The 12,388-nt window shown below is 47.9% G+C and carries 12 protein-coding genes; 3 read left to right on the forward strand and 9 right to left on the reverse strand.

Translation table 11 applies throughout. The features are described from left to right. Window positions 1–189 precede the first annotated feature (189 nt). Window positions 190–987 carry a 3'(2'),5'-bisphosphate nucleotidase CysQ gene (gene cysQ / locus AT705_RS11240; RefSeq protein WP_010387000.1) on the reverse strand — a complete coding sequence of 266 codons (798 nt, stop codon included), beginning with the start codon at window positions 985–987 and terminating at the stop codon, window positions 190–192. Then, window positions 987–1,550 (reverse strand): ADP compounds hydrolase NudE, encoded by a 564-nt coding sequence (gene nudE / locus AT705_RS11245; protein WP_058796646.1) that lies wholly within the window; start codon window positions 1,548–1,550, stop codon window positions 987–989. Before nudE ends, cysQ begins: the two co-directional genes overlap by 1 nt. A 61-nt stretch (window positions 1,551–1,611) precedes the next feature. Between nudE and yrfG the strand changes: the two genes are divergently transcribed. Continuing rightward, the gene (gene yrfG, locus AT705_RS11250) at window positions 1,612–2,268 is read left to right on the forward strand and encodes a GMP/IMP nucleotidase (protein WP_058796647.1); all 657 of its coding nucleotides are present in this window, start codon (window positions 1,612–1,614) and stop codon (window positions 2,266–2,268) included. On the opposite strand, the gene AT705_RS11255 is transcribed toward yrfG, so the two are convergent. Continuing rightward, window positions 2,269–2,889 (reverse strand): dUTP diphosphatase, encoded by a 621-nt coding sequence (locus AT705_RS11255; RefSeq protein WP_010387004.1) that lies wholly within the window; start codon window positions 2,887–2,889, stop codon window positions 2,269–2,271. Window positions 2,890–3,019: 130 nt separating this feature from the next. On the opposite strand from AT705_RS11255, the gene AT705_RS11260 reads away from it, so the two are divergent. Then, window positions 3,020–3,661 carry a peroxiredoxin-like family protein gene (locus AT705_RS11260; RefSeq protein ID WP_058796648.1) on the forward strand — a complete coding sequence of 214 codons (642 nt, stop codon included), beginning with the start codon at window positions 3,020–3,022 and terminating at the stop codon, window positions 3,659–3,661. 33 nt (window positions 3,662–3,694) lie between these two features. Here AT705_RS11260 and AT705_RS11265 read toward each other — a convergent pair whose 3' ends face one another. From AT705_RS11265 to AT705_RS11275, 3 genes are all read right to left on the reverse strand, one after another. Continuing rightward, complete coding sequence (locus tag AT705_RS11265; RefSeq protein WP_058796649.1) at window positions 3,695–6,031, reverse strand: fatty acid cis/trans isomerase; 2,337 nt, start codon at window positions 6,029–6,031, stop codon at window positions 3,695–3,697. Beyond that, entirely contained in the window at window positions 6,031–6,402 is a 372-nt protein-coding gene (locus AT705_RS11270) for a hypothetical protein (protein WP_049866329.1), read from the reverse strand. Before AT705_RS11270 ends, AT705_RS11265 begins: the two co-directional genes overlap by 1 nt. A 77-nt stretch (window positions 6,403–6,479) precedes the next feature. Further along, entirely contained in the window at window positions 6,480–7,145 is a 666-nt protein-coding gene (locus AT705_RS11275) for an SDR family oxidoreductase (protein WP_058796650.1), read from the reverse strand. Window positions 7,146–7,271: 126 nt separating this feature from the next. Between AT705_RS11275 and AT705_RS11280 the strand changes: the two genes are divergently transcribed. Beyond that, entirely contained in the window at window positions 7,272–7,997 is a 726-nt protein-coding gene (locus AT705_RS11280) for a hypothetical protein (RefSeq protein ID WP_058796651.1), read from the forward strand. Window positions 7,998–8,012: 15 nt separating this feature from the next. Here AT705_RS11280 and AT705_RS11285 read toward each other — a convergent pair whose 3' ends face one another. From AT705_RS11285 to AT705_RS11295, 3 genes are all read right to left on the reverse strand, one after another. Then, window positions 8,013–8,816 carry a VOC family protein gene (locus tag AT705_RS11285; RefSeq protein ID WP_058796652.1) on the reverse strand — a complete coding sequence of 268 codons (804 nt, stop codon included), beginning with the start codon at window positions 8,814–8,816 and terminating at the stop codon, window positions 8,013–8,015. Window positions 8,817–8,899: 83 nt separating this feature from the next. Continuing rightward, a complete protein-coding gene (locus tag AT705_RS11290; RefSeq protein ID WP_058796653.1) occupies window positions 8,900–10,681 on the reverse strand; it encodes a lipoprotein N-acyltransferase Lnb domain-containing protein in 1,782 nt (593 codons plus the stop codon). Window positions 10,682–10,695: 14 nt separating this feature from the next. Next, complete coding sequence (locus tag AT705_RS11295) at window positions 10,696–11,055, reverse strand: hypothetical protein (RefSeq protein ID WP_058796654.1); 360 nt, start codon at window positions 11,053–11,055, stop codon at window positions 10,696–10,698. Window positions 11,056–12,388 lie beyond the last annotated feature (1,333 nt).

Raw genomic sequence — 12,388 nt, forward strand, 5'->3', positions numbered from 1 at the left:
ACTTAAATAGTACTTTACGAGGCTTAATTTGCCCTAACTCTTTAAGAGGTCGCTATAATATAGAATTGATTTAATATTGCAAGGTCTTAATCAAGAAAAGGGTGCCAACCGCTCAAAAAGCAGTCAAACCACCCTATTTTAACGCCCGTATATGACATTTATTGTCTTAGCGGCCAAAACGACCGCAGACTACTGCTCTCTCTGATGCGGATTAATCAGCTTCTGAAACTGCCAGTCGGGGTGACCCATCACAATGAAATCTGGGTTTTCTGTACTTTCTCTTTGGTTGTATGTCAGCGGGTTAAATTCAGCATCGGTGATACAACCTCCAGCTTCTTCAACAATCACCTGTGATGCCCCCGTGTCCCATTCACCGGTCGGTCCAACCCGTAAAAAACAGTCGGCTTTGCCTTCAGCCACGATACACGCCTTAAGCGAACAAGACCCCAGTGCCACCGTATCAAACTGACTATTTAAATACTGACTTACTGCCTCAATTTTTTGTCTGCGGCTCACAGCCAGAGTCAGGGTACTTTTTGGGGCAACAGAAATCGGCTCATCGCGTCCTGCAATACGCTTAAACGCACCACCCTGATGAGTAGCAAAATAGGTCACGTCTTTTGCCGGCCAATGGATCACACCAAGTACAGGCTGATTATTCTCAATCAGCGCGATGTTGACAGCAAAATCGCCACTTTCAAGAATGAATTCACCGGTACCGTCCATAGGATCCAGCAGCCAGTAACGTTGCCAGTGTTGTCGATTTTCCAGCGGGGGGATCGGGGTCTCTTCAGACATGATTGGTACATCCGGGGCCAGGGCTTGCAACCCCGCAGTCAATACTTCATTCGAAGCCAGATCGGCCGCCGTTACCGGTGTATGGTCCGACTTTTCCCGCGCACCTATGTCGTCTTGCTGATAGATGGCCATGATCGCTTGCCCTGCCTGTTCGGCAAGGGTAATACAGGGCTCTAAAAATGACTGCATTAAGCCTCCGTTGTCAGGTACTGTTGTAGCAACAACAACGCGGCGACACTGCGGGCTTCAGTAAAGTCAGGTTGGCTCAGTAACCCTTGCCATTGCGCCATGGGCCACTTTACCACCACCAGCGGTTCTGGTTCATCACCGGCCAATTGCTCCGGATATAAATCCTGGGCCACTAAAATATGCATTCTGGCGTTAAAGTAGCTGGGTGCCAATGATAAAGTTTTCAAATCACAAAATTGATGAGCGCCAAAGCCAACTTCTTCTTTTAACTCACGGTTTCCTGCCTCAATGGGGGTTTCCCCCGGATCAATCAGCCCTTTTGGAAAGCCGAGCTGATAATCATGTGTCCCCGCGCAATATTCTCTCACTAATAGTAGCTCATTTTCAGCTGATATGGGCACTATCATTACAGCCCCCCTTCCACCGCCACGAACACGTTCATACTCGCGGTGCTCACCATTAGAAAATGACAGCGACAATGATTCAACGGTAAAGAGCTTACTTTTTGCGACAACCTCAGAGGCTAGTATCTCAGGGGGAATTGGGTGCTTTTTCTGTGACATAGAGATTATTTTGCTATCATGGCGATTAACCTCATCATAAAGCCTTTACAGGTAAATGCCTATGTTAAATTGGTCAAAGATCGATACTGTGTTACTGGATATGGACGGCACATTACTCGACCTGCATTTTGATAATCACTTTTGGCTGGACGTGATCCCAAAAGCCCATGCCGTTAAGCAAGGCCTGACACTGGAGCAAGCCCGGGCTGATATCCTCGCGCGCTACGAAGCCGTCATGGGACAAATTGAATGGTATTGCCTCGATTACTGGCAACAGCAACTCCAATTACCCATTATGGAACTCAAGCGCGAAATCCAGCATCTGATTTCTGTTCGCGAAGATGTGCCGGCATTTTTACAAGCACTAAAAGCAGCCGGAAAAGAGCTGATTTTACTCACCAATGCACACCCGGATAGCTTAAGCCTTAAAGTAGAAAGAACGCAGTTTGACCAGTATCTGGACAAATTAATCTCAACGCACAGCTATGGGGTGAGTAAGGAAAGCCAACAGTTATGGCAGCAGGTTCAGGCTGATCTGGGGTTTGATAAAAACCGCACCTTATTTGTCGATGACAGTCTGACGGTGTTGGCCGCCGCTAGAGAATATGGCATCGGGCATTTACTGGCCATTGCGAATCCGGATAGCCAGCAACCTCATAACGACATCACTGATTACCCGGCCATTTGCGACTACCGCACGTTACTACCGATCAGCTGATCAGCCTGGGTAGCGTGCTTGCAAGCCCTGATATACCTGCTTAGCAAAGTCTGGATGTTCTGTATCCAGGCTTTTCACAACTTCAACCAGGTGCTCATTATCTTCTTTGCCATGCCACTCTTTGATGTAGCTACCATCTTTGTATCCGTGATCCTGGCGGAAGAAGTTCAGGGTGTTTTTACCCACATACCCCCGATATAGATCGTCGATGCTCATACCAATCTGCTGCATACACCCAGCAAAAGCGGCGGCATTAAAGGTTTTATCGGCCACAGCCGATGCAGCAAGCACTTCCAGCGTTGCCTTAAAATCTTCGGCATACAAAGGCTGAGACAACTCACTATCCAACTGTGCTGCCAGTGCCTCATAAGTCGTTTCACCGTCAATGCGCAGTGAAAGGCCAAAGTGGAAAATGTCGACCAACTCCAGGATCACTTGCTCAGTATCCGGGGTTTGTTTTTTCCACCATTTCCAGCCGTAGTGGTCCAACATTTCTGCACACTCAACCCAGATGGCTCGGTACCATTCAAACCCCTGGCTGAACCATTGCTCATGCACTTTGGTATTCATGGCATTTTGCATCTCTAGCATCACAACCAGCTTTGCACTATTTGCAGACATATTTGGCTCTCACTCTCACAATTCAGTCAAAGCGCTATGATACCCACACAGTGGTGCAAATGCCACGACGAAAGCTTTTTTGCTCTGCCCCGTTCTATTAGGAGTCATAAATACATTTTTGAGGTTTTACATGCGATCCATACTTCTTGCGATAATACTCTCAGTCTCGCAATTACTGTCTTTTTCTCTGTCAGCTGCACAAGCCACTAACATCAGTGATCACCCGGAGAAAGTCTCACCGTTACTCCCTGGCCTCACAGCCCCAGCTTTAATGTTGCAGGATAACAACGGCAAAGCCATCGATCTGAGTAAGTTATATCAGGACAAAACTACCGTTTTAGTGGTGTATCGTGGTGGCTGGTGCCCATATTGCTCTCGCCAGTTGGCTGGGCTACAAAAAATTGAAAAGGAGATTGTTGAGCTGGATGCACAGGTAGTTGCGGTTTCACCCGACAGGCCACAAGCAATGAGTAAAAGTAACATCAGTTCACCCAATTACCGGCTACTCTCGGATAACCAGCTTGCTCTAACTCAGGCACTGGGACTAGCATATTACCTCGATGACAAAACGGCTAAAGCCTATCGCGACCGCATGGGGGTGCAGTTTGTCGACCTGGATGGTAAAAGCCGAGTGGCGTTGCCGGTGCCTGCTGTCTTTGTCATTGATAAAGCAGGCCTGATACAGTTTCAGTATGCCAACCCTAATTACAAAGTGCGTCTGGAAGAAAGTGTGCTGCTGGCAGCAGTCCGTGCCGCCAGTAATCTGAAATAACCATAAGCAGGCCCGAGCCGGGCCCGCCATTGGTTACCTGTTTTCCAGTCGGTTATAGTCAAACAGACCATACTCCACACCCCGAGTTTCACGGGCAATACGGTGCAATAAATCACTGTATTGCCAGAACTGCGGGTGTGTTCTGCGGATCCCAAACGTAGCTTTTAGCATCCGGTAACCCGACTCGGTACGTACCTCAGCCAGCTGTTGCACAAAAGCGTCTATATGCGCCTGATTCGGCAGGTGCCAGATTGCTTCCGGGTAGTCTCCGATAAACCCAGGTACCACAGTCGCGGTATCTTCCTCATACGCTCGCTGGCCTTCTTCGTTTAGCAGGCTCGAAATATTAAAGTGTGCATTATGGTGGATCAGGGTATAAGGCTGATGCTCGCCTTTACTATCGACAGCCAAAATAAACGACACCTGAGGCAGCTGATTAATCGCGCGTACGGGCAGTGTATTGAGTGGTTGCAGTGCTGGCGGAACAGCGGTGTAATCATAGGCCTCATTCAGTACAGGCTTCAGATGCGCTTTTAACATGTCATACAGCTCTGCCTGTGGGTCGTTGCTGTGATAGTGGATCCCAGATGGTGCACCCAGTAATGACTTGCGATTAATAAACTCACTGAGGCTCAGATGAGATTTGCGATACCAATGTTGTTTAATTGCCTGACGATGACTCAGCGGCAGCAAATTCAGAAAGTTCTGCTCGCCTTCGAGACGCAGAAAATCCATATATAAGCGGGTCACCAGCTGATGGCCAATATTCCCATACACATCAAAGCCCGCGACCAGTAAATAATGGATCCGCTCAAACAACGCATAATCCAGCACCCAGGTGGTTTTGGGGGCTTGCCCAATAAACCCTTTCACCACAGTGGCGCTGTCAAAGTGGCGGAAAATGGTCAATGCCGCATTCTGATTATGCCCCTCCCCTTGCCAGATCAGGTCAAGGTTGAGTTGCTTGCCATCGGCAAATACCTGATTAGACAGAGCCGTTTTCGCTTCCAGGTAATCATGCTGGCGCTTAGCATATTTCGCCCAGCTGGATAATGGCAAAACATTGCTCTGCTCTGCTGCCGGTAAGATCAGATCATCATCATGACGAGTCAGCAGCTGTGCCACAGCCGGCGAGGCATTTTTGTCAGGGTCCACAAAAGCCACCCAAAAGTGGTCGTTGATCACGTTCAGGGCAATCTGACCCCGACACACCGGGCCTTTAATAAAGCCTTTGACGATCAATTCCGCTTCATCGAGCATAAACTGATAACGTGACTTCACAGGGATCGCCGCAAACACTTTAAAAGGGTTCGCTGCCAGTTTAGGCGAGTAGCCCGGTAACTGCGACACCTGATAGTCACTGTGAATAAACTGCGTCTGCAGGCGCGCCAGTTTGTCGTCATTCAATGCCAGCGGCATATGCGTTTTAGACAAGATAGTGCTGCGCACCTGCATCAAGCGGTAGTAAACCCGTGCGACTTTGGGATCATCAAATGGCCTGACCGTCGCAATCAGTTCAATGGGTTCACCCGGCGGCGTCTTAGAACGCACAAGCTTAAAAAAGGCGTCGCCATCCAGGCGGTCAAAATAAGCATTCGCCAGATACCAGTGCTCATAAATATATCGGGCGGCAAGGCGAGACTTATTGTCGTCCTGGTTTAAGAAACTTTCCCACTTTGCAACGGCCAGTTGCTCATCCGCATTGGGTGGGGCAATCTGACTCATTGGTGAGCCTTGCTTAATCCACTGCGTGAGTTGCGCGAATTCACTGTTTGTCAGTGCGGGTAACCCATAAGGCATGCCTGCATGCGGCTGCTCTTTGGCATAGTCTGGGTATTCATCCATTGTCGGACAGGTCTGCGCTCTGTCTAATGAAAAGTCATAGTGCTGAGGCAACAGCCCTTGCTGAGCAAACGGCTGAGTATGTTTGAGTAGCAAGCTATTATACAGCACACTCGCATTGAGGTTAGCATACTCGGTTTGCACGCGCTCGTTGAGAATCGGGGTAAACCCCTTATCGCGCCATTGTGATGTAGACTGCGCATCGAACAGTAAACGGGTTGGAGACTCGGCCAGTAAGCGGGTGCCATCATAAACCCGGGTTTTACTTACCCCCCGATCTATGCCTTCTGGAGAGCTCAGTTTAAGCTGACAAGGCGCATCATAACAGCCATGGCACACCACACACCGGGTGTCCAGGATCGGTTTGATATCGCGCAAATATGCCGCACCATGCGGTTCTGATTGTGGTTGGATGCGCTGCTGTACCTGCTGTGGCCCAAACAAATCATCGTAATGATTCATACCCAATGCCACACACCCACTTAAGAAAGTAACTAAGCCAGTCAGTATCCAGCCCGATCTGCGCATTACTCGTCCTCTTCGTCATCAAGCCCTAAATCGAATGTCGGCATCATTTCCATTGGTGGAGAAACAAACATGACCTGGCTTTCACAGCTTAAAACAGCACTCAATACCGGACCGTGATTAAGCAACAACTGCGCCTGGTGGCCATGGCTCAAAACCTCTGCCACCTGGTGTTCGATATTACTGATCTGATAACCCTCAAGCGGAATGCTCACACTTTGCTCGGGAGCAGGGTTCTGACAAAGATTGGCCAATAGATTGGCATCCAGAATAACTTCCAATGTCAGGTCGGGCTGCGCAATGTCGCGCTCCGCCAGGTTATCATCCAGTTTAAACAGAGGCAGGTTTAGCGGGGTGTTTTCTTGAAGTTCCATGAAAATTAGCTCATTTATGCAAATACCTGCCCGAAGTTTAGCACAACTTTGTCCCTTTCCAGTGCACTATCCTGCCCTTACCAGGGCAAGCGATCGCCATTGGCGTGCCAGAATCCCCCACTGGTTTCCAACGTTAACTCAGCGATACGCTGGATTAGATGCTGTGCGGCGTCTGTCGCAGAAATATCCCCGGCAAAATTGACCATCTGCGTTTGTACAAACCCCGGGTGAAGTAGAGCCACGGCAACCCCCTGCGGCTTCAGCTCATGTGCCAGACTCACCCCTGCCGCGTTCAGAGCCGCTTTGGACATACGATAGCCAATATAAGCCCCCGATCCGTTATCCTCGATGGAGCCCATACGGCTGGTGATCATCGCCACCTTGCTCCCCGCAACCAAATTACGCTGCAACGCATGTGTAACGCGCACAGGAGCAACGGCATTGACCATCAGCTGCTGTTCCAATGTTGTAAAATCCATCTGTTGCAGAGTTTCATTGTGAAAAATGCCAGCATTATTAATCAGTATATCAATAACCTGGTCTCCCAGCGCTGAAGACAAGGTGTGAACATCTTCAGTGATGCTGACATCAATGCCATCAAGGATAGTGACACCCAGGGACTGCAGTTCATCTGACGTTCGACGTACAACCGCCGTTACCCGATCACCCGCTGCTACATAATGTCGGCATAACTCCAGACCAATACCACGGCTGGCTCCGGTGATCACCACATGTTTTGACATATCTTTCTCCCATTTATTTGTCTGCACTCACATTAGCATATCTGCCATTCTATAGATTGCAGTGATTACTTTCAGCCTCAGCAGGTTCTGCTACCTTTAAAGAACGCCAGTTAAGGGAGTACACTCTTGCCACGCTATTTCATCCTGCTCGCCCTGTTATGGCTGCCAGCTGCGTTTGCGAACACTTACCTTGTCAACATCAGCGAAGCTTTGTCATATACACTGGGGCAGCAGCAAATCACAGCGATGTTCAACCCCATTTATGCGCCATTGGGGATCCAACCAGAGTTTGAATTTTTACCCAGTGAACGTGGCCTGCAGTTAGTGAATGAGGCGGAGCTAGATGCGGAAGCCGGACGCGTTGACTTAATCGGTGCACGCTATGCCAATTTAATTGCTGTACCTGCGCCACTCGGTCAGCTGAAGTTGACACTGCTATGCACCGACCCAAAGTACTGCGATCTGTCTTATGAAACAGACTTGGCCATCATTGCCGGTAACCTGGTCACAGTTTGGTTTTGTCAGCAGCACCAGCTCAATTGCAGCCAGGTACAGAATGACATATCAGCCTATCAGGCACTGAGTCGTGGTCGCGTCAATCGTATATTAGCTACCAATAAATACGCCTTAGGCTCCTTGTGTGAGTCCGGACTCACTATGCTGTACAGTAAAACAGCCTCAGAGCGTACTTTTACCATCTACCATTATGTCCATAAAAAGCACCAGGCTCTGGTGCCAAAGCTCAGTGTCCACATAAAAACAATAAGAAAAAGCGGGCAACTCAGGCAATATGCAGAGCGGCTGGAAAACGCCTTTTCTCAATGTAAGGGACAGCTGATCTCACTGGACTAAAGAACAGTAGGTGGGTTAAGGTTCAATGTCATGCATTTGAGATTGAATAATTGAAAAAACAGCCCCCTGGGGATCTGTGATCACGGCAAAACGACCAACCTGAGGGATATCCGTCGGCGGGACACACACTTGCCCTCCCAGTGTTCGGGCTTTATCGGCCATGGCATCGCAATCCATCACCGCAAAGTAGGTCATCCAATGTGCAGGGATATCATCTCCCCACTCTTCGCTCATCTGTAACATGCCCGCCACAACCGTGTCGCGTGCGCTGAACAACACATAATCCATACCTTCCATCGGCTTATCTTGCGCCTGCCAGCCCAGCAAAGCACTGTAAAATGCCCTGCTTTTTTGGCTACTCCGTGTCGCCAGTTCAAACCAGTAAGGCACATTTGCTTCCAGCTCACGGCGACACCCCGGGTGCTCTTTTGCCTGCCATAGCGCAAAATGGGCCCCATCTGCGGGCTCCTGCAACATCACCATTCTGCCCGCTTCAGGCACATCATGGGGGCCGGCAATGATTTCAGCGCCCAGTGCCTGCGCTCTGTCTGCCATCTCATCCACATTCTCAACCGCGATATAGCTCAGCCACTGACTCTGCGCACCCGCTTCTTTCTGTTGCGGCATCATCTGGTACATAGCTGCAACATCATCCCCCTGCTTTTGCAGCATAGTATAATAAGCGCCCTCTCCAATCGGTTGGTCATCAAACCCCCAATCAAAAAGTTGCATGTAAAAGGCTTTCGCCTCCTGCCAATTGCTGGTGCACAGCTCTGCCCAACAAAACGCCCCCACCCGGTTATAAGAAACTAATGCCATATTGCACCCACTGATAAAATGTCATTCACCGATTAAGTGAAGCACTGGATGCACAATAGAGCAATAATTAAGTCACCATGCGCCTAATAATGCTGGACAAATTGCACACCCAACTCATGGTTTTCATAATCACGATTACGCTCTAGTTTAAAAGACAAGTTAAACATACTGTCCTGAGTCATAAACCAGCTCAGGGAGGTATTTAAGTAATGACTGCGGCTTGACTCGGCGACCGCACCACTTGTCGACCCCAACTCTAGCGTAAATTTACTGTCTACCAGTATATCCGCCGATAAGCCTGCTATGGCTTTGATATAACCACGGGTATGACGTACATCCGATGTCAACCCACCACCCAGTAACCAATATCCCAATATATCTCTGTGTAACTGATATGATTTGCCAGCAAGACCAGAGAGCTCCAGTAGCGACTTTTCATCGAGCTGTTGCGTTTTTTGTGGCCGGTATCCAAAGTACACTTGTGAAGACAATTGCCCAAATGCCGGCAAAGAGGCTGCTAACGATCGTGCTTTATAGAGCGTCAGCTCATCCAGACTCAAACTTTGCGCATCAAAATCATAAGCCAAGACGGTATAGCCCATTTGCAATTCTGATTCCGACAAGTACTGGCGGTTATCACTTTGCAAAAAATGCCCAGCAGGTAACCAGCCTAGTTTGATAACATCATGACCGTTTCTTTGCCTTGCAAATCGCAGATCAATAGAAGAATCTTGGGGGGCCTTAGTCGGCATTTTATGATGCATCAGATTAAGCTGATGCTGATCGACTTCAGCCTGAAGGTACGTAACATGCGTCTGTGCACGCTCGGAAACAGGCAAGTATTTCAGCGATCTCGCCAGATACTCTTTCTCAAGCGGCGTTAATGACACCTTTTCTATGGCAGACAAATCACTGGTAAGCAACTGTTCCATTTTGGTCAGACTCGAGGCAGTTAGTTCATCGGACATGGCATGTACGAGCCATAAATCCGATGCATCGACATGAATTGTGTCTATTTGCTGATGTGTTTTAGCTGCCTTAACGACATCCAAAGGTGACACAATGCTGCCTTTTTCATCAAGAATATCAATATTGAGCAGAGCCAATAGTTCCAGAGTCATCGTAGCGCAATTATACGATTGAAAATAATATACTAACTCTTTGCCTTTAAGCTCCCATAAGTGTAACTGCAATAACGATAGCTTTTCAGGATCTGCCTTTAATTTATATTGCCACAAGCTACGTTGTTCAATATCACGATACTTCACCAAATCTTTGGCAAATGGCCGCACAGAGAAAAACCCTGGCATTCCCGTATAGGTACTCTCAACCAGTAGTTTAAGTGGGTTGAATGTAGTGATTTCCGTGAAATAAGCCAAAGAGTGGGCCACGTCCGTCCCTTTGTGATTTTTGCCTTCGGTCTTAAAAAAGATATGCCCCATCATACTGGATGCAGACGTCACCACTTCTGATGCAAAAACCAGGGTCAGTGAATCAAAGGGAACATAATCAAGAAACTTTTGTAATTCAGGGCATTGTTGTGCCATATCGGAAGAGAGTGTCCGCCTGGTGGCTTGCGATATCAGCGTCACTCGTGCAGGAAACTGGCAATAAGCAAGACGGAGATCTTCATTCATTAACGCTAGTGTTTTATCCAGCTCAGCCTTTGCCGAGAAACGGCCAGACTCAGCAGAAAGTAAAAACTGTGGGTCCTCGATCTGAGGCATACCCTTGTCATCTAGATGAAGTAACAGATGCCACTGTTTTGAATCAGCGAGACGCTCCAATGGCGCTGTGATAAGGGCAACAGCCTGACTAGTAAATAAAAAAAAAGCTGTTATAAAACAGCTTAATATTTGTTTCATACTTGAGCTACAGCTTAGTTATCACACTGAATTTCTACGTTTTCTTCATAGTCCCACATTTTACCTGTTGAGGAATCTGTGGTTGAACCTAGCAAGCCACCGATAACGATATTACCGAAAAATGCAGGCGTGACAGATTTCTTAACTGGTGTTTCAGAAGCACAGCCCGCAGCAGTGGTTCTGATCACTTTATCCTGACCGTCTCTCAGTACCTGAACGGCACCAGGAGTGCTTGATTGATTACCATCAGCAGTCACTTCAACAACTTTACCTGTGTTTGTTGTTACTTGAATAGTTTGCATATCAGAAGTCATAACGCTTGCGCAGCCAGACAACATTACTAATGCAGCAGCAGGGATAATTGAGTATTTCATTTCCATTTATCTTTATATTAAAAAAGTTACCCAAATTCTACACATAGCCAGAAACCTGTCAATAAAAATGTTCATTATACATTCAGGCAACATGAATAATCGAACAAACATCAACCACCTCTTTGTTAATATTGAACTTTTAATATTAATGAAATAAACAACCTATTCGTCAAATGCGAGAATAAAACTACTCATAGCCAGGCTGACACAGCGTATTGAGTGATTATAAAACCCTATAATAGCCTTTAATTAATCAGGTTTTTTCTCTCTTTTCCGATTTAAATTCATGCCTAATTATATTCATTCTACACTGTATAAATCGCAACAATGGTCACTTTGTGTTACGCGATAACCCATCATCTACCGTCTAACCTGATGCTTTTTTCGCTGCTCTTTTTGCAACGGCAACGAGTGAACGACCAAAATATCTGGAATATTTTTGCACAGCTATGCTGGCTCGAAGAGCGTAAGGCAGGAAGCCTGGAGTCACCATCGCTTCGCAGCGATCGTGCAAAGTGCTAATGACGCAGTGCTTGCACTGGCATTTCCTTTGCGCAAGGGCGACGAGTAAACGAAGCACCGCTTCGCAGCAAGAGGAGGTGAGCGCAAGGATGCGCGATGGGCGTCGCTACAAGGATGTACTTCCACACCGCATTTTCCATCGCTATATTTCAGGCATTAAAAAAGGCCACCGAAGTGACTTTTTTTACAATGCTTATTGCATCACTACTGTTGATTACTCAACGATAGTTGCAACTGGCACCTACATTACCCTGTGGAAGGCGCCACCTATCGTGCAAAGGGCTAATGACGCAGTGCTTGCACTGGCATTTCCTTTGCGCAAGGGCGACGAGTGAACGACAAAAATATCTGGAATATTTTTGAACAGCTATGCTGTCTCGAAGAGCGTAAGGCAGGAAGCCTGGAGTCACCGCCGCTTCGCAGCAAAAGGAGGTGAGCGCAAGGATGCGCGATGGGCGTCGCTACAAGGATGCACTTCCACACCGCATTTTCCATCGCTATATTTCAGGCATTAAAAAAGGCCGCCTAAGCGACCTTTTTCACAGTGTTACTGCAATCTGTAGATTATTCTACGATTGTAGCTACAAGCACCTACATTACCCTGTGGAAGGCGCCACCTATCGTGCAAAGGGCTAATGACGCAGTGCTTGCACTGGCATTTCCTTTGCGCAAGGGCGACGAGTGAACGACAAAAATATCTGGAATATTTTTGAACAGCTATGCTGGCTCGAAGAGCGTAAGGCAGGAAGCCTGGAGTCACCGCCGCTTCGCAGCAAGAGGAGGTGAGCGCAAGGATGCGCGATGGGCGTCG

Origin of the sequence: Pseudoalteromonas rubra, assembly GCF_001482385.1 — a bacterium.
In the GTDB taxonomy this organism is placed as follows: Bacteria; Pseudomonadota; Gammaproteobacteria; order Enterobacterales; family Alteromonadaceae; genus Pseudoalteromonas; species Pseudoalteromonas ardens.

Bases quoted from the DNA above. Each gene is read 5' to 3' on its own strand.
- AT705_RS11275 (WP_058796650.1), bottom strand. From the start codon at position 7,145: ATGTCAAAACATGTGGTGATCACCGGAGCCAGCCGTGGTATTGGTCTG.
- AT705_RS11265 (WP_058796649.1), bottom strand. From the start codon at position 6,031: ATGCGCAGATCGGGCTGGATACTGACTGGCTTAGTTACTTTCTTAAGT.
- AT705_RS11290 (WP_058796653.1), bottom strand. From the start codon at position 10,681: ATGAAACAAATATTAAGCTGTTTTATAACAGCTTTTTTTTTATTTACT.
- AT705_RS11260 (WP_058796648.1), top strand. From the start codon at position 3,020: ATGCGATCCATACTTCTTGCGATAATACTCTCAGTCTCGCAATTACTG.
- nudE (WP_058796646.1), bottom strand. From the start codon at position 1,550: ATGTCACAGAAAAAGCACCCAATTCCCCCTGAGATACTAGCCTCTGAG.
- cysQ (WP_010387000.1), bottom strand. From the start codon at position 987: ATGCAGTCATTTTTAGAGCCCTGTATTACCCTTGCCGAACAGGCAGGG.
- yrfG (WP_058796647.1), top strand. From the start codon at position 1,612: ATGTTAAATTGGTCAAAGATCGATACTGTGTTACTGGATATGGACGGC.
- AT705_RS11270 (WP_049866329.1), bottom strand. From the start codon at position 6,402: ATGGAACTTCAAGAAAACACCCCGCTAAACCTGCCTCTGTTTAAACTG.
- AT705_RS11295 (WP_058796654.1), bottom strand. From the start codon at position 11,055: ATGAAATACTCAATTATCCCTGCTGCTGCATTAGTAATGTTGTCTGGC.
- AT705_RS11285 (WP_058796652.1), bottom strand. From the start codon at position 8,816: ATGGCATTAGTTTCTTATAACCGGGTGGGGGCGTTTTGTTGGGCAGAG.
- AT705_RS11255 (WP_010387004.1), bottom strand. From the start codon at position 2,889: ATGTCTGCAAATAGTGCAAAGCTGGTTGTGATGCTAGAGATGCAAAAT.